Annotated in this window: 16 protein-coding genes, 1 tRNA gene and 1 other RNA gene; 8 read left to right on the top strand and 10 right to left on the bottom strand. The window is 69.6% G+C overall.

What is annotated here, in order from left to right:
• Positions 1 to 39: 39 nt before the first annotated feature.
• The 3 genes from AC3E6M_RS03915 (at position 40) to AC3E6M_RS03905 (ending at position 2060) form a co-directional block, all read left to right on the top strand.
• Positions 40 to 366 (top strand): DUF7882 family protein, encoded by a 327-nt coding sequence (locus tag AC3E6M_RS03915; protein ID WP_138172257.1) that lies wholly within the window; start codon positions 40 to 42, stop codon positions 364 to 366.
• A gap of 137 nt (positions 367 to 503) precedes the next feature.
• On the top strand, positions 504 to 1439 hold the full coding sequence (locus AC3E6M_RS03910) for a hemagglutinin (protein ID WP_138172258.1): 936 nt from the start codon (positions 504 to 506) through the stop codon (positions 1437 to 1439).
• 117 nt (positions 1440 to 1556) lie between these two features.
• Positions 1557 to 2060 carry a DUF3145 domain-containing protein gene (locus tag AC3E6M_RS03905; protein ID WP_138172259.1) on the top strand — a complete coding sequence of 168 codons (504 nt, stop codon included), beginning with the start codon at positions 1557 to 1559 and terminating at the stop codon, positions 2058 to 2060.
• Between the two features lie 145 nt (positions 2061 to 2205).
• On the opposite strand, the gene AC3E6M_RS03900 is transcribed toward AC3E6M_RS03905, so the two are convergent.
• The 6 genes from AC3E6M_RS03900 to aceE form a co-directional block, all read right to left on the bottom strand.
• Positions 2206 to 3444, bottom strand: coding sequence for a beta-ketoacyl-[acyl-carrier-protein] synthase family protein (locus tag AC3E6M_RS03900; protein ID WP_490529096.1), 1239 nt, complete (start codon positions 3442 to 3444; stop codon positions 2206 to 2208).
• A gap of 64 nt (positions 3445 to 3508) precedes the next feature.
• Positions 3509 to 3757: an acyl carrier protein gene (locus tag AC3E6M_RS03895; RefSeq protein ID WP_128216336.1), complete on the bottom strand. Its 249-nt coding sequence runs from the start codon at positions 3755 to 3757 to the stop codon at positions 3509 to 3511.
• Between the two features lie 76 nt (positions 3758 to 3833).
• Positions 3834 to 4838, bottom strand: a complete 1005-nt coding sequence (locus tag AC3E6M_RS03890) for a beta-ketoacyl-ACP synthase III (protein WP_292902366.1) — start codon at positions 4836 to 4838, stop codon at positions 3834 to 3836.
• On the bottom strand, positions 4835 to 5755 hold the full coding sequence (locus AC3E6M_RS03885) for an ACP S-malonyltransferase (RefSeq protein ID WP_138172262.1): 921 nt from the start codon (positions 5753 to 5755) through the stop codon (positions 4835 to 4837). Before AC3E6M_RS03885 ends, AC3E6M_RS03890 begins: the two co-directional genes overlap by 4 nt.
• A gap of 82 nt (positions 5756 to 5837) precedes the next feature.
• The gene (locus AC3E6M_RS03880; RefSeq protein WP_138172301.1) at positions 5838 to 7025 is read right to left on the bottom strand and encodes a PucR family transcriptional regulator; all 1188 of its coding nucleotides are present in this window, start codon (positions 7023 to 7025) and stop codon (positions 5838 to 5840) included.
• Between the two features lie 88 nt (positions 7026 to 7113).
• Positions 7114 to 9840, bottom strand: coding sequence for a pyruvate dehydrogenase (acetyl-transferring), homodimeric type (gene aceE, locus AC3E6M_RS03875; RefSeq protein ID WP_490529095.1), 2727 nt, complete (start codon positions 9838 to 9840; stop codon positions 7114 to 7116).
• 234 nt (positions 9841 to 10074) lie between these two features.
• Between aceE and AC3E6M_RS03870 the strand changes: the two genes are divergently transcribed.
• The gene (locus AC3E6M_RS03870) at positions 10075 to 10770 is read left to right on the top strand and encodes a DUF1345 domain-containing protein (RefSeq protein ID WP_138172264.1); all 696 of its coding nucleotides are present in this window, start codon (positions 10075 to 10077) and stop codon (positions 10768 to 10770) included.
• 32 nt (positions 10771 to 10802) lie between these two features.
• Here the strand turns inward: AC3E6M_RS03870 and AC3E6M_RS03865 are convergent, their stop codons facing one another.
• Complete coding sequence (locus AC3E6M_RS03865; RefSeq protein ID WP_138172265.1) at positions 10803 to 11627, bottom strand: helix-turn-helix transcriptional regulator; 825 nt, start codon at positions 11625 to 11627, stop codon at positions 10803 to 10805.
• Positions 11628 to 11729: 102 nt separating this feature from the next.
• Here AC3E6M_RS03865 and AC3E6M_RS03860 point away from each other — a divergent pair, with 102 nt between their 5' ends.
• Positions 11730 to 12503, top strand: coding sequence for an SDR family oxidoreductase (locus AC3E6M_RS03860; RefSeq protein WP_212743455.1), 774 nt, complete (start codon positions 11730 to 11732; stop codon positions 12501 to 12503).
• 31 nt (positions 12504 to 12534) lie between these two features.
• Here the strand turns inward: AC3E6M_RS03860 and AC3E6M_RS03855 are convergent.
• Both AC3E6M_RS03855 and AC3E6M_RS03850 read right to left on the bottom strand, forming a co-directional pair.
• Positions 12535 to 12607, bottom strand: a tRNA-Val gene (locus AC3E6M_RS03855).
• A 14-nt stretch (positions 12608 to 12621) separates the two neighbouring features.
• On the bottom strand, positions 12622 to 12975 hold the full coding sequence (locus AC3E6M_RS03850; protein ID WP_138172267.1) for a hypothetical protein: 354 nt from the start codon (positions 12973 to 12975) through the stop codon (positions 12622 to 12624).
• A gap of 46 nt (positions 12976 to 13021) precedes the next feature.
• Here AC3E6M_RS03850 and AC3E6M_RS03845 point away from each other — a divergent pair, with 46 nt between their 5' ends.
• From AC3E6M_RS03845 to rnpB, 3 genes are all read left to right on the top strand, one after another.
• Positions 13022 to 13750 (top strand): zinc ribbon domain-containing protein, encoded by a 729-nt coding sequence (locus AC3E6M_RS03845; RefSeq protein ID WP_138172268.1) that lies wholly within the window; start codon positions 13022 to 13024, stop codon positions 13748 to 13750.
• A 6-nt stretch (positions 13751 to 13756) separates the two neighbouring features.
• A complete protein-coding gene (locus tag AC3E6M_RS03840; RefSeq protein ID WP_490529261.1) occupies positions 13757 to 15469 on the top strand; it encodes a bifunctional 3'-5' exonuclease/DNA polymerase in 1713 nt (570 codons plus the stop codon).
• A 28-nt stretch (positions 15470 to 15497) separates the two neighbouring features.
• Positions 15498 to 15857: RNase P RNA component class A (gene rnpB, locus AC3E6M_RS03835), an RNA gene on the top strand.
• Positions 15858 to 15969: 112 nt separating this feature from the next.
• Here the strand turns inward: rnpB and AC3E6M_RS03830 are convergent.
• On the bottom strand, positions 15970 to 16332 hold the full coding sequence (locus tag AC3E6M_RS03830) for a hypothetical protein (RefSeq protein WP_138172270.1): 363 nt from the start codon (positions 16330 to 16332) through the stop codon (positions 15970 to 15972).
• Between the last annotated feature and the right edge of the window lie 114 nt (positions 16333 to 16446).

Raw genomic sequence — 16446 nt, 5'->3', positions numbered from 1 at the left:
TCGACAGGTACGCTTCGGCGCGCCAGAAAAGGACCAGCCGTGGGACGCCTCATCTACCGCGACCGTGCGACGTTCGACATCGACGACCGCGTGCTCGCGCACTTGCGCATCGTGATCATGAACAAGCTTCGACGCAACGAGGGCTTCATGCTCCAGGTGCCCGTGAACGAGGGGGTGCGGCAGGCGAGTCTGTGGATCCATGCCTCGAACGCCCTCGTGCTGCAGTTCTATGGCGGTCGTGAGCCCGCCATCGACCGCGAACTCGTCGATCAGATGATGCACGACGCCAGCGGCTCCGACGGTCTCACGCTCTCCGGTTCGGGGATCGCCGCGGCGCCCGCCGCGCCGGTCCGTCACGTCCGCTGATCCGGGCTGGCCGACCCGCGAGACCCCACCGGATGCCGCGCGCCCGAGCGGCCATTGACCGGGAATCTCCTGTCCGTCCGTCGCGCCGCGCGGGCCGCGTCCCGCACACGTTCGGCGCGGTGCGGCACGATCGAACCATGGCGAGACAGGCAGGCCCGACGCGCCGCCGCGCCGCACCACGAAGCCGGCCCGCGCGCCGCGGCGTTCCCCGGCGCCCGAGCGCGGCGCGGCGCCGTGTGCTGCACCGTCGACGGTGGACGGCCGGCATCCTCGCCGTCGTCGTGCTCGGCCTCGTCGTCGCCGCGGCGGTCCCGCTCGTGCACCTCGTGTCCGGCTGGAACACCGTGTGGAACACCGAGACCAAGCGCGCCTCGATCGATCTGGCCGACTTCGATCCCGGATCCCTCATCGACGATGCCGCCTTCTACGACGGCACGGCGATGGATGCCGAACAGGTCCAACGCTTCCTCGACGACCAGATCGGGGACTGCGCGACGGACTCCTGTCTGAATGTCCTGCGCAGCACTCTGCCCCCGCGGGAAGCGATCGTGTCGGAGGACACCGGCGAGACGGTCTGCGACGCGTACGATGGAGGCGAGTTCACCGCGGCCGAGATCATCGACCGCGTGCAGCGCGCGTGCGGGATCTCCGCGAAGGTGCTGCTGGTGACGCTGCAGAAGGAGCAGAGCCTCGTGTCGGGTCGGATCGCCCGCGCGCCGTCGGCCGAGGCGCTCGGCGCGGCGATGGGCGCGCGCTGCCCCGACGATGCGCCGTGCGACCCGGGTCGCGCGGGATTCGCCGCCCAGATGGCGCAGGGTGCCACCGACCTCGCGGCTTACCGCGCCTCGGACTTCATGCGGCAGCCCGGCACGCACTACATCGCCTACTCGCCCGACCCCGCGTGCGGGGGCACCGACATCGAGATCCGGAACCACGCCACGGCGGCCCTGTACAACTACACGCCGTACCAGCCGAACGCTGCGGCGATCGACGCCCGCTGGGGGAGCGGAGACGCGTGCTCCTCGTACGGCAACCGGAATTTCGCGCTCTACTGGAAGCTCTGGTTCGCCTGACCGGATCACAGTGTTGTGATTTCGTTATCTTCGGGCGATAATGACCGAGACAACCGAACAGCCGCCACCGCTCTCGCGCAGGTCGTAGGGGAAGACGTACCTGACGAAGGAGAGACCATGGCGACCACGTCTTCGCGCGGAGTGATCCTCATCCACTCGGCGCCGCGCGCGTTGTGCCCCCACCTCGAGTGGGCAGTAGGACGCGCCCTCGGCCGTGCGGTCAACTTCGACTGGTCCGAGCAGCCGGTCCTCACGGGCAGCCGGCGGGCGGAGTTCTACTGGGAGGGCCCGGTCGGTTCCGGAGCCGCGCTCGCCAGTGCCATCCGCGGGTGGGAGCACTTGCGCTTCGAGGTGAGCGAGGATCCCACGCCGCGCAGCGACGGCGGGCGCTGGATGCACACGCCGGGTCTCGGCATCCACTACGCCCAGACGGATGCCGCGGGAAACGTCGTGATCGGTGAAGACCGTGTGCGCTATGCCCTCGAGGTCGCCGCGGGCGATGCCTTCGAACTGCAGCGCGAGCTCGACGTCGCCCTCGGGTCCGCCTGGGACGAGGAGCTCGAGCCCTTCCGCCACGCCGGTGACGACCAGCACGTCGTCTGGTTGCACAAGGTCGGCTGAGAGATGTCGAGTGGGGGAGGCGCCATTACCGGAGGCCGGTGAGTACCTCCCGGCACCGGGACCGCGTATCCCTCGCTCGATGAAAGACCGAACGCCCCCGTCATCCCCGCAGCAGTCGGGGGATGCCGGGGGCGTTCGGCAGTGATCAGACCGAGGCGATCGCGACGACGGCGTTGTGGCCGCCGAAGCCGAACGAGTTGCTGATGGCCAGCTGGTCGCCCGAGCCGAGCTCGACCGGCGAGCCCGAGATCGCGAACGGCACCTCGGGGTCCTGCTCGGTGAGGTTGATCGTGGGCGGCGCGACGCGGTCACGCAGCGCCAGCACCGTGAAGATGGCCTCGAGGGCACCCGTGCCGCCGAGAAGGTGACCCGTGGAGGCCTTCGTCGCCGAGACCGGGATCTCGTCGACCCGCGCGCCGAACACGGCCCGCAGCGCCTGATACTCGTTCGGGTCGCCGACGGGCGTCGACGTTGCGTGGGCGTTGATGTGGCTGACGTCGTCGGGGGAGGCCCCGGCCATCTCGAGCGCCATGCGCACGGCACGTGCCGCGCCCCGGCCCTCGGGGTCGTTGGCCGTGATGTGGTACGAATCGGCAGTGACGCCGCCACCGGCGATGACGGCGTAGATCTTGGCGCCGCGTGCCTTCGCGTGCTCCTCGGTCTCGAGGATCAGCACGCCGGCACCCTCGCCCATGACGAAGCCGTCGCGGTCGATGCTGGCGGGACGCGATGCCGTCTCGGGAGAGTCGTTGCGCTTGGACAGCGCCTGCATCGAGGCGAAGGACGCGATCGTGATCGGGTGGATCGCCGACTCGGTACCACCGGCGATCACGATGTCGGCGAGGCCGTCACGGATGTGCTGCACCGCGTTGACGATCGACTCGGTGCTCGACGCGCACGCCGAGGCCACAGTCCGCGCGAAGGCGCGGGCGTTGAAGTGCAGCGACAGGTTGCCGGCCGCCGCGTTGGGCATCAGCATCGGCACCGTCATCGGCATGACGCGGCGCGGGCCCTTCTCACGCAGGGTGTCCCACGCGTCGAGGAGAGTCCACACGCCGCCGATTCCGGTGGCGAAGTCGACGCCGAGACGGTCGGGATCGATGTCGGGCGCTCCCGCGTCCTCCCACGCTTCCTTCGCCGCGACCATCGCCAGCTGCGACGACGGGTCGAGGCGCTTGGCGATCGGGCGGTCGAGGACGGTCTCGGGCCGCACGAGCGCCTCGGCAGCGAACGTGACGGGCAGTTGGTACTTCTCGACCCATTCGTGCTCGAGAGTGCGCGCGCCGGACGCACCGGACAGCAGGGCGGACCAGCTCTCGGGAGCCGTCCCGCCGATGGGCGAGGTGGCACCGATACCGGTGACGACGATGCGGGGTGTGCTCATGGTGTGATCCTTGGTGCGGCCGAGGGGTCGTGACCGGTGGGGGCCGCAGCCCCCACCGGGAGGGTCAGGACTGGTTCGACGAGATGTAGGTGACAGCGTCGCCGACGGTCTTGAGGTTCTTGACCTCGTCGTCGGGGATGGTGACGCCGAACTTCTCCTCGGCGTTGACGACGATCGTCATCATCGAGATCGAGTCGATGTCGAGGTCATCGGTGAAGGACTTCTCGAGCGCGACCTCATCGGCCGAGATGCCCGTCTCGTCGGTGATGAGCTCGGCAAGGCCGGCGAGAACCTCGTCGTTGGTGAATGCCATGATTTCTCCTGTTGTTGGGGGCGGACCCGGGGAGTCGTCCCGAGCCCCGATAAGTCTAGGGTTCGACGCTCGCGCGTCAGGGGAGGACGACGACCTGCGCGCCGAACACGAGTCCGGCGCCGAACCCGATCTGGAGGGCCAGGCCCCCGCTGAGCTCGGGGTGCTCCTCGAGCAGCCGGTGCGTCGCGAGCGGGATCGAGGCCGCCGAGGTGTTGCCGGTCGTCTCGATGTCGCGTCCGATCACCACCGTCTCGGGGAGTCCGAGCTGCTTGGCGAACTCGTCGATGATGCGCATGTTGGCCTGGTGGGGCACGAACGCGGCGAGGTCGGAGGGCTGGATGCCGGCGGCCTCGATGGCCTGTCGGGCGACCTTGACCATCTCCCACACCGCCCACCGGAACACGGTGGGTCCTTCTTGACGCAGCGTCGGCCACGGGGCCACGCCGTCGCGGAACTCCGTGAGCGTGTGGTTCATGCCCACCGCGTCGGCCTTCGACCCGTCCGAGCCCCAGATCGTGGGACCGATGCCGGGAGTGTCGCTCGGGCCGATGACGACCGCGCCGGCGCCGTCGCCGAGGAGGAACGAGATGCTCCGGTCGGTCGGGTCGACGACGTCGCTGAGCTTCTCGGCGCCGACGACGACGACGTGCGTCGCGAGTCCGCCGCGGATGAGCGCGTCGGCCTGAGCGACGCCGTACGCGAAGCCCGCGCACGCGGCGTTGACGTCGTAGGCCGCGGCGGGGTTGGCCCCGATCCGGTCCGCCACGATCGCCGAGGCCGACGGCGTCTGCTTCGGGTTGCTGATCGTCGCGACGATCACGGCATCGATGTCCGAGGGGGCGACGCCGGACTTCTCGACGGCCTCGCGGGCGGCGTCGGACGCGAGGTCGATGGCATCCGTCTCGGCGTTCGCGCGGACGCGCGTGACGATGCCCGTGCGCTGACGGATCCACTCGTCGCTCGAGTCGATCGGGCCGACGAGATCGTCGTTGGGGACGTAGTTCTCACCGCGAGCCGCGCCGTACGCGTAGATGCGCGTGTGCGCCGGTCCCTGCAGCTGACGGAGGGTGGGGGTGCTCATGCCTGCTCTCCCTTCAGGAGTGCGACGGCCGCATCGAGGTCGTCCGGGGTCTTGACTGCGACGGTGGGGGTCCCGCGCAGCGCGCGCTTCGCCAGCCCCGTGAGGGCGCCGGCGGGCGCGAGTTCGATGATGCCTGTGACGCCCTGCTCGGCGAACGACGCCATGCAGCGGTCCCAGCGGACGGGCGAGGCGACCTGGGCAACGACCAGGTCGACGGCACGGCGCGCGTCGTCGACCACGGTGCCGTCGGAGTTCGTCCACAGCGTCGTGGTGGGGGCGGATGCCGACACATCGGCGGCTGCGGCACGAAGGGTCTCGACCGCGGGCTCCATGAAGCGCGTGTGGAAGGCGCCCGCGACCTGCAGCGGGATCACGCGGGTTCCGCGCGGCGCCTCGGCGGCCAGCTCGGCCAGGGCCGGCAGCTCGCCGGCCGCGACGATCTGCCCGCCGCCGTTGTAGTTGGCGGGGGTCAGGCCCAGCGCATCGAGGCGCTCGAGCACGGCCTGCTCGTCTCCGCCGACGACGGCGCTCATGCCCGTCTCGACGGTGGCGGCCGCGTCGGCCATCGCACGTCCGCGGATCCCGACGAGCCGGAGCGCGTCCGCGTCCGACAGGACACCGGATGCCGCGAGGGCGGCGAACTCGCCCACCGAGTGGCCCGCAACGCCGTCGGCGCCCTGCCCGGCGCGGTCACGCAGGACGCTCCAGGAGAGGAGACTCGCCGCCACGATGAGTGGTTGAGCGACGCTGGTGTCGCGGATGCGGTCGGCATCCCACTCCGTCCCGGCGGCGAGGAGGTCGACGCCCGCGTGCTCGGAAGCGGCGGCCAGACGCTCACGCGTCCCGTCGATCTCGAGCCAGGGCGAGAGGAACCCGGGGGTCTGAGAACCCTGCCCGGGGAAGACGGCGATGATCACCGTCCCATCCTGTCAAGGATCCGCCGTCGGCTTCTGGAGATATCGGCACAAGAAATCGGCGTGTCTTTGTGCGCGCCGTGCATCAGCGCAGGTTCGAGGTGCGCCGGGCGGCCGTGCCACGGCGTCGCGTGGCATCCGTCCCCATGGAGCCGAGGATGAGGGCGGTCTGCAGGATGAGCGCCTCGCGCGGGCCCGTGGCATCCCACCCGATCACCTCGGACACGCGCTTGAGGCGGTACCGCACGGTGTTCGGGTGCACGTACAGTTCGCGGGCCGTCGCCTCGAGCGAACGGCCGTTGTCGAGATAGCTCCAGAGCGTCGCGACGAGGTCGGCGCTGTGCGCCTGGAGCGGACGGTACACGCGCTCGACGAGCGTCTGCTTGGCCACCGCGTCGCCGGCCAGCGCCCGCTCCGGGAGCAGGTCGTCGGCTTCGACCGGACGCGGAGCGTTCCGCCAGGCCCGGGCGACGGCGAACCCGGCGAGGGCCGCGCGGGCGCTCTGGCCCGCGTCGACGAGAGCGGCGACGGCGGGTCCGAGCACGAGATGCCCGGCCCCGAAGCCGGGCTCCAGTCGCTTGGCGATCTCGGTGAACGGCAGCTCGGTCGTGTCCTCGCGCCCGCGCACGGGCAGATCTGCCCGACCGATGACGAGCACCAGACGCGAACCCTGTACACCGATCAGCACGTCCACACCGAGCTTGCGCGAGGTGCGACGCACGTGGTCGACGTCGAGCTGAGGGGGAGTGGTGCCCACGAGCACCGCGACCTCACCGTGGCCGTGCCAGCCCAGGGCCGCGATGCGGCTGGGCAGTTCGTCATCGGCCTCGCCCGTGAGGATCGAGTCCACGACGAGCGCTTCGAGGCGGGCGTCCCACAGGCCGCGGGCCTCGGCGGCGCGGGCGTAGACGTCGGCGGCGGCGAACGCCACTTCGCGCGAGTACGACAGCATCGCCTCGCGGACGCGTTCGCTCCGGCCGGCGACCCGCTCCTCCATGACCTCGACGGTGACGCGCACGAGCTGCAGCGTCTGCGTCAGGCTGACGCTCCGCAGCAGCTCACGGGGTGCGGCGGCGAAGATGTCGGCGGCGATCGCCGGGGTGGACGCGGGTTCTTCGAACCACTGCAGGAACGACGTGATGCCCGCCTGCGCGACCAGTCCGACAGCGGACCGGCGCGCCGGGGGCATCTCGGCGTACCAGGGCAGCGTCTCTTCGAGCCGCTGGATCGTCGCGGTGGCGAGGTCGCCCGAGATCCGGCGCAACCACGCCAGGGTCTCGGCTTTCTCGTCCGCGGCCCGGGAGGAAGCGGTGGCCCCGCTCCCTCCCGAACCGTCGACGGCCGCGCGATCGGTCACGCGATCAGGCCTCGCCGCCGGCGTTCCCGCTCGTGCCGGCGTTGACGTCGTGCAGGCGGTACTTCTCGATGGCCTGGGCGATCACCGAACGGTCGACCTTGCCCTCGTCCGCGAGCCCCTGGAGCGTACGCACCACGAGCGACGGACCGTCGATCTTGAAGAACCGGCGCGCGGCGGCACGGGTGTCGGAGAACCCGAACCCGTCGGCACCGAGCGACAGGTAGCGCTGCGGAACCCACTGACGGATCTGGTCCTGGACGGCGTGCATCCAGTCGCTGACCGCGACGACCGGGCCCTCGGCATCCCGAAGCTTCTCGGTGAGGTACGCGGTGCGGGGCTCGGACTCGGGGTGGAGGAAGTTGTGCTCGTCGGCGGCGAGACCGTCGCGGCGCAGTTCGCTCCACGACGTGACCGACCACACGTCGGCGACGACGCCCCAGTCGTCCTTCAGCAGACGCTGGGCCTCGAACGCCCACGGCACACCGACACCCGACGCGAGGAGCTGGGCACGGGGACCCTCGCCCTCGCCGACCGACACACGGTGGATGCCGCGGACGATGCCGTCCACGTCGACATCCTCGGGCTCGGCGGGCTGCACCAGCGGCTCGTTGTAGACGGTCATGTAATACATGACGTTCGGGTCGGGGTGCTCTCCGCCGTACATGCGCTCGATGCCCGAACGCACGATGTGGGCGATCTCGTAGCCGTAGGCGGGGTCGTACGACACCGTCGCCGGGTTGGTGGATGCCAGCAGCTGCGAGTGTCCGTCGGCGTGCTGCAGGCCCTCACCGGTCAGGGTGGTGCGGCCGGCCGTCGCGCCGATGATGAAGCCACGCGCCATCTGGTCGCCCGCCGCCCACTGGGCGTCGCCCGTGCGCTGGAAGCCGAACATCGAGTAGAAGACGTAGACCGGAATCAGCGGCTCGCCGTGCGTGGCGTACGACGTGCCCGCCGCGGTGAACGCCGCGAGGGCGCCCGCCTCGTTGATGCCGACGTGGATGATCTGACCCTGGGGGCTCTCCTTGTAGGCCAGGAGGAGCTCGCGGTCGACCGAGGTGTAGTGCTGACCCTTGGGGTTGTAGATCTTCGCCGTCGGGAAGTACGCGTCCATGCCGAACGTGCGCGCCTCGTCGGGGATGATCGGGACGATGCGGTGGCCGAAGCCCTTGACCCGCAGCAGGTCCTTGAGCAGACGGACGAACGCCATGGTCGTCGCGATCTCCTGCGTGCCCGAACCCTTCTTGGGCAGCGCGTAGGCCTGGTCACCGGGCAGCTCGAGACCGACGTGGGTCGTGCGACGTTCTGGAAGGAAGCCGCCGAGCGAACGACGACGCTCGAGCATGTAGGTGATGGTCTCATCCTGCGGACCGGGGTTGTAGTACGGCGGCTGGTAGGGGTTCTCTTCCAGCTGCGCGTCCGTGACCGGAATGTCCATCGCGTCGCGGAAGGCCTTGAGGTCGTCCAGCGTCAGCTTCTTCATCTGGTGGGTCGCGTTGCGGCCCTCGAAGTGCGGACCGAGGCCGTAGCCCTTGATGGTCTTGGCGAGGATGACGGTCGGCTGGCCCTTGTGCTCCTTGGCCGCCTTGAACGCCGCGAACACCTTGCGGTAGTCGTGGCCACCGCGCTTGAGGCCCCAGATCTGCTCGTCGGTGTAGTCCTTGACGAGCTCGAGGGCGCGGGGGTCGCGACCGAAGAAGTGCTCACGGACGTACGCGCCGTTCTCGGCCTTGTACGTCTGGTAGTCACCGTCGGGGGTGCTGTTCATGAGGTTCAGCAGCGCACCCTCGGTGTCGCGGGCGAGCAGGTCGTCCCACTCGCGACCCCAGACGACCTTGATGACGTTCCAGCCGGCGCCGCGGAAGAAGCTCTCGAGCTCCTGGATGATCTTGCCGTTGCCGCGCACCGGCCCGTCGAGGCGCTGGAGGTTGCAGTTGACGATGAACGTCAGGTTGTCCAGGCCCTCGTTGGCTGCGACCTGGAGCTGTCCGCGGCTCTCGACCTCGTCCATCTCGCCGTCGCCGAGGTAGGCCCAGACGTGCGAGTCGGCGACGTCCTTGATGCCGCGGTTGCTGAGGTACTTGTTCGACATCGCCTGGTAGATGGCGTTGATCGGACCGAGACCCATCGACACCGTCGGGAACTGCCAGAACTCCGGCATCAGGCGCGGGTGCGGGTACGACGGCAGGCCGTTCGGCGCGGCCGACTTCTCCTGGCGGAAGCCGTCGAGCTGCGCCTCGGTGAGGCGACCCTCGAGGTAGGCGCGCGCGTACGTGCCGGGGGAGGCGTGGCCCTGGATGAAGATCTGGTCGCCCCCGGACGGGTCGTCGAGACCGCGGAAGAAGTGGTTGAAGCCGACCTCGTACAGAGCGGCCGACGACGCGTACGTCGAGATGTGACCGCCGACGCCGATGCCGGGGCGCTGCGCACGGTGCACGGTGACCGCGGCGTTCCAGCGGATCCACTTGCGGTACCGGCGCTCGAGTTCCTCGTCACCCGGGAACTCGGGCTCGTTGGACTGCGCGATGGTGTTGATGTAGTCGGTGGTCGGCACCATCGGAACACCGAGGTGCAGATCCTTCGAGCCCTTGAGCAGGCTCAGCATGATCTCGCGCCCGCGTGCGGGGCCCTTCGCCTGGACCAGCTGACGCAGGGATTCCTGCCATTCAGAGGTCTCTTCCGGGTCGCTGTCCTGCGGCCCCTGCGAATACGGATCCTGGTCGTGAACAGTCACGGAAGACCTTTCGTCGTCTGGCAGGTCATGCCAGAGAATCGCCATACGTGTGCGGCAACCCTTGTCTGCTCCGCACAATTCACCATCGTCCAGCCTACCCAGTCGGGACCGCCACGGGTGCCCACGTCGGCACGAGCACGTCGGAACGAACACGGATGCCTCGGTGTCGAGGCATCCACCCCCTTCCTGCCGCGTCACGACGGATGGAAAGGGTCACGGGTCTAGCCTGAGCGCGTGACGTCGAGCGACCGAGCGGACTTCCGCACCCGCCCCGAGCACCGGTGGCCGGTGCTGATCTCGCTCGGTCTGGGGACGATTCTCTACGCGGTCCTGCCCAGCGATGTCTCGGGAGTGCTCCGCTACGTCGTGGTGGGCGCGAGCATCCTCTGCGCGATCCCCATGGTCATCACCAACCCTCGCCGGTTGAACCGCGAGACGTGGGTGGGACGCGCGTTCGCGCTCGGATTCGTCGCCGTGCTTCTCGCGGCCAACCAGGTGACCTTCTTCCTGCTCGTGCAACAGCTGCTCGACGGACAGAGCGGGGGAGCGGTCGTGCTGCTCGGAGCCGCGCAGGTCTGGGCGATCAACGTCATCGGCTACGCCGTCGTCTATTGGGAGATGGACCGCGGCGGACCCGTCGTCCGTCGGCGCGACCCCCGCGACCAGCTGCCGCCGGCGGACTTCCAGTTCCCGCAGGACTCGGACCGCGACGCCGTGAGCGAGATCGCCCGTCGTTCTTCCGACGTCGAGGACTGGGCACCCGGCTACATCGACTACCTGTACTTCTCGGCATCCAACGCGATGGCCTTCAGCCCCACCGACGTGATGCCCCTGAGCATCCGCGCGAAGCTGTTCATGATGGTGCAGGCGATCACCGGGTTCGTGCTGCTGGCGTTGGTGATCGCGCGGAGCGTGAACGTCCTGAGCTGACCCCGCGATCCGACATCGCCGCGTCGCGGCGCTCAGCTCGCCGGAGTAGCGGTGAGCGTCCCGAGCAGAGTGAGAGCGTCTGCCGACTCGGAGCCCGGCGTCGCCGAGTAGACGACGAGCTCTTGCCCTGGCGCAGCCTTCACGTCGAAGGCGTTCATGTGCAAAGTCAGCTCTCCCACCTGGGAGTGCCGGAACCTCTTGGTCTCGAGTCGCTTTCCGCGCGCATCGTGGAGACTCCAGAGGTCGGCGAACTCGGGGCTGCGTGTCACCAGGGTGTTCAGGACCTCGACGACGCGCGGGTCGCTCGGTGCGGCGCCGTGAAGAACCCGGAAACCTGCGACCGTATTCGCGGCCGCGTCGGACCAGTCGACGTAGAAGGTGCGCGCGGCCGGATCGAGGAAGAGCTTTGCGAGCAGATTCGGTCCGTAGTGGAAGCCCTCGAACAGGGCGTAGGCGAGGCGATTGCCGGCGAGCACGTCGTAGGCCCTTCCCAGCACGATCGCGGGGTTGACCGGCCACATCTCCATCAGGCTCAGCAGCTCGGGCGCGACGCGCTCCTGGTCGATGCCGGGACTCGCCACGGGGATCAGACCGGCGACGCGGAGCAGGTGCAGCCGTGCATCGTCGTCAAGCCGCAGAGCCCTGCTGAGGGTCTCCACGACCTGCAACGAGGGGCGGCGTTCGCGCCCCTGCTCCAGTCGGGTGTAGTAGTCGACGCTGAGGCCGGCCAACGTGGCGATCTCCTCCCGGCGCAGGCCGGGGACTCGCCGACGGCCGTGCGTGGCGAAGCCGATCGCCTCGGGACGCAGCTGCCCACGGCGTGCGGTGAGGTACTCGCCGAGTCGGTTGTCGGGCATACCGCGATTGTACGAATGGTGTTGACGCGCAGGCAGGGTGCGGTGCTCCCAGGCTCGCTGCGGCCTTCTCCGCCGGTGGGACACCGGCGGAGGCTCGTGGCCATGACAGGAAACACCGCACACAACGTCACCACATCCGCAACGAAGACCGCCACGTCGAAAGTCGTGCTCGTCACGGGCGCGAGCAGCGGCATCGGTGAGGGGATCTCTCGCCGCCTCGCCGCCGAGGGGCACCGTGTGATCCTCACCGCGCGACGAACGGAGCGGCTGGAGAGAATCGCCGACGAGCTGTCTCGCGAGGGCCACGCCGCGGAGGCGCGCGCGCTGGACGTGACCGACCGGGATGCGTTCGCGGCGCTGATCGCCGACGTCGTCGCAACCCACGGCAGCCTCGACGTGCTCGTCGGCAACGCCGGTGTCATGCTGCTCTCGCGCATGGATGCACTGCTCGTCGACGAATGGGACCGCATGTTCGACGTCAACGTGCGCGGGCTCTACAACGGGATCGCCGGAGTGCTGCCACACTTCCGCACACAGGGGTCGGGGCACGTGGTCACGATCGCGTCGATCGGAGCTCACGAGGTAGTCGGGACCTCGGCGATCTACTCCGCCACGAAATACGCGGCATGGGCACTCACCGAGGGACTTCGGCAGGAGTCGGCCCCTTACATCCGCGTCACGACGATCTCACCCGGTGTCGTCGAGACCGAACTCGCGGATCACATCACGGACCCTCAGGCGGCCGACCTCATGGTCGACTACCGCGCGGCGGCCATCTCACCCGATGCCATCGCTCGAGCCGTGAACTTCGCGATCGAACAGCCGGTCGATGTCGACGTGAACGAGATCATCGTCCGGCCCACGCGACAGCGCTGAGCCGTGCGCCCTCGACGTGGAACGGGAACGGTGGGCCCTGCCGGGATCGAACCGACGACATCCACGGTGTAAACGTGGCGCTCTACCAGCTGAGCTAAAGGCCCTGGATGCCTCGAGTCTATCGAGGTCGGTGGCCCGAGCCATCGCGAAGCTCGAGGAACCACGACGGTAGGAGCGAGCGGGGGAGCCAGAACATCGCGATCGCCGCGACCACGAGAAACACCCCGGCGACCACGATCAGGACGAAGAACAACGGTCGGAGCGAAGAAACCGCAAGAGCGACGGATGCCACGGTGAAGGCGACACCCATCCAGAACCAGGCGAATCCGATGGTGCTCCCGAACCCGCGTCGGAACCGGATCCAGCCCTTCCATCGGCCGGTGTAGGCGAGAACGCCCATCGCGACGAAGATGAGACCGATCAGCGCTGCGAGCGGATTCACGCGGGTGTCCTCTCCACGGGGAACGTCCACGCTATCCGCACCACCGGTGTCCCACCCCCGGGGTAGCGTGGACTCCGTGAACGCCGACCCCGCCGACCAGCGCAAACTCCTCGATCTCGCCGACCTGGACGCCCGCATCCGGCGTGACGAGCACGTCAAGGGCAACCCGCCGCAGGCCGCGCAGGTGCGCGAGCTGATCGCGCAGCGTTCGACGCTGGCGCAGGAGCTGGCGTCGCGCGCCAACGTCCGCGACGACCTCAAGGTCGAGCTGTCCCGGGTCGAGTCCGATGTCGCCGTCGTCGACGCCCGCGTGAAGCGCGACTCCGAGCGTCTGGCCGCGGCCACCAACGCCAAGCAGGCGCAGGGCTTCGAGGCCGAATTGACCTCGCTCGCGCGCCGCAAGAGCGACCTCGAAGACGCCGAGATCGCCCTGATGGAGCAGCTCGAGGCCGCCGATGCCGCCGTCGCCGAGCAAGAGGCGCTCATCGCCGAGACGAACGCGCAGGGCGCCGAGCTCAGCGCCGAGGCCAAGCGCGTCGTCTCCGAGGCCACCGACCGACTCGAGGCTGCCCGCCGCGATCGCGACGCCGTCGCCGGCGCCGTCCCCGCCGACCTTCTCGGCCTCTACGAGCGTCTCGCCGCGCGCGGCACCGGGGCCGGTCTGCTTCTCGCCGGCGCGTGCGAAGCGTGCCGCATGGTGCTTCCCCCGAGCGATCTCGCCGTGGTCCGCCGCGCGCAGACCGACGAGGTCGTGTTCTGCCCCGAGTGCGGAGCGATCCTCGTCCGCACCGAAGAATCGCGGTGAGCCACCCTGGCGCCCTCGTCGGCTGAGGTCGTCGTCGGGCGCACGGCATCCGGATCCATCGCCCTCAGCGACCTGGATGCCGCGGGCACCGTCGTCCGCACGGTCACCGTCGCGCGCGCCGACCTGCCCGGCGCGATCCGCGCCCGCGAGGCCGTCGACGACGTGCGATGGGTCTGGAGCGATACGCCCCACTGGTACGCGCCGTTACTGGCGGCGGGAGTGCGCGTGGCTCGTGCCTGGGACCTGCGACTCGTGCACGCCCTGCTGCGGGACGCCGCAAGCGTCGGCGACGACCACGACCTCCGCTCACACCCGGAATGGGATGCCACCGCCGTCCCCCGCGATGACACCGACGTCCTGTTCTCGCTGGACGGCAGCACGGACGGGCCTCCCGACGATGTCGAGGCCGCGGCATCCGAGTACCGGCGCCAGCGTGCCGCGATCGCGTCGGCGGCGACGCCCGGCGCCCTGCGGCTCCTCGGAGCCGCGGAGTCCGCCGGTGCCCTCATCGCCGCCGAGCTGCACGCCGCGGGACTGCCCTGGAACGTCGCGGCCCACGCCCGGTTGCTCGAGGATCAGCTCGGATCGCGCGTCGCCGGAGGCCTCCCCACCCGCATCGAGCACGCGGCCGCAGAGGTACGCGCGGCGCTGGACGATCCGAGCGTCTCGCTCGACTCGCAGCCGCGCCTGCTGCGGGCACTCCACCGCGCGGGACTTCTCGTCGAGTCGACCAACCGCTGGGAGCTCGCCGAGCACGACCACCCCGTCGTCGCCCCGCTCATCGCGTACAAGAAGCTCATGCGCCTGTACACCGCGAACGGCTGGGCGTGGATGGCCGAGTGGGTGCACGACGGACGCTTCCGCCCGGTCTACGTCCCCGCGGGCGTCGTGACCGGACGCTGGGCGTCGTCGGGCGGGGGAGCGCTGCAGATCCCGCGGCAGCTGCGCACCGCCGTCCGCGCCGACCCGGGCTGGACACTCGTCACAGCCGACGTCGCGCAGCTCGAACCGCGCGTGCTCGCGGCAATGGCACGCGACACGGCGCTGGCCGAGGCGGCATCCGGTCGCGATCTCTACGCCGGGATCGTGGATGCCGGAGCGGTCGCCACGCGCGCCGAGGCCAAGATCGCGATGCTCGGCGCCATGTACGGCGCGACCACCGGCGAGAGCGGGCGACTCGTGCCGCGACTGCGGCGCACGTTCCCGCGCGCGATGGGACTCGTGGATGACGCGGCCCGCGTCGGTGAAGAGGGTGGCCGCGTGCAGACCTGGCTCGGTCGCAGCTCCCCGGGGGCGGGGGACATCTGGCGCGCTCTGCAGTCGCAGGCGAGCGACGCCGAAGCCTCGGGCGCCGATGAGACGCGGGCCCGACGCGCCGCACGCGACCGCGGCCGCTTCACCCGCAACTTCGTCGTGCAGGGCACCGCCGCGGAGTGGGCCCTGGCGTGGCTGGCCGACCTGCGCACACGCCTGACCGCGCTGGACCCCGTGGATGCCACCCGCGCGGCGCCCGCTTCAGGGCCGGCGTTCTCGCGCGTGCCGCACCTGGCGTTCTTCCTCCACGACGAGATCGTCGTGCACACCCCTATCGAGCACGCGGAGGCCGTGGCCGACGCGGTGCGGGAGTCCGCGGCATCCGCCGGTCGTCTTCTATTCGGCACGTTCCCGATCGACTTCCCCCTCGACCTGCGGATCGGCGAGACGGCCGAGAAGGGCTGAGCCGCCCGCGTAGACTCGATCATGCGAATGGGTCGGCTGGACGGTCGCGTCGCGGGTTCGCCCGTGCCGAGGAACGTCCGGGCTCCACAGGGCAGGACGGTGGGTAACGCCCACCCGGAGCAATCCGCGAGACAGTGCCACAGAGAGCAGACCGCCCGCCTCGAGCGGGTAAGGGTGAAAGGGTGGTGTAAGAGACCACCGGGGTCGTGGTGACACGACCCGCAAGGTAAACCTCGTCCGGAGCAAGGCCAGACAGGGGATGCAGACGCGGCTCGCCGAGTCCCCGGGTAGGCCGCTGGAGCGGCACGGCAACGTGTCGCCGAGAGAGATGACCGTCCACGGGGCTTCGGCCCCCGGACAGAACCCGGCGTACAGGCCGGCCCATTCGCCCTCCATTGTGTTTGGCCACAGTTGGTACCTGGCCTACGAGACGCGGAACCCCAGCAGAGGGCCAGCCGGAGAGCGCAGTCGCGTTCCTCGGCTGGCCCTCTACCGTGACGTCACGCCCAGGCGGGAATCCACGCAACCGCTAGGAACGCAACGGCACCAGCCAAGAACACCAGCGCAATTCCCGGTCCGACCACCCATGACCACCGACGAGACAGCGTGACGGACGCGATAAGCGCAACAGCAAGTGTCAACGCCAGCACTACCGTTGATACAACGGCCGCATCAAGCCGATCGCTGACGAAGCAGTTTCGTGGCCCGGGGTAGGTGAGGACGCATACATCCGGTCCCGTCGGCACGGCAACGGACCAGATCAGCACAACGGCCGCGACTGCGCACACAGCCATGATCGAGGTCCCGACGATCAGGCTCGGCGCGGTTCGTTTTGTGATCAGCTTCCCATCGCGGACGCCCATACGCTGATCGTACGAGTGCATTGACTCGCCCAGCATGTTCGGAGACAGGATTCGTCGGAAGGATCTGTCTCTTGCGACGTGCCAGTAGGTACCCGCGCGATCAGCGCCGCCCAC

It is taken from the genome of Microbacterium sp. SCPM-O-B-15248 (M128), assembly GCF_058214835.1.
The sequence above is the reverse complement of the archived record's forward strand: the minus strand, read 5'-3'. Positions and strand labels throughout refer to the sequence as shown.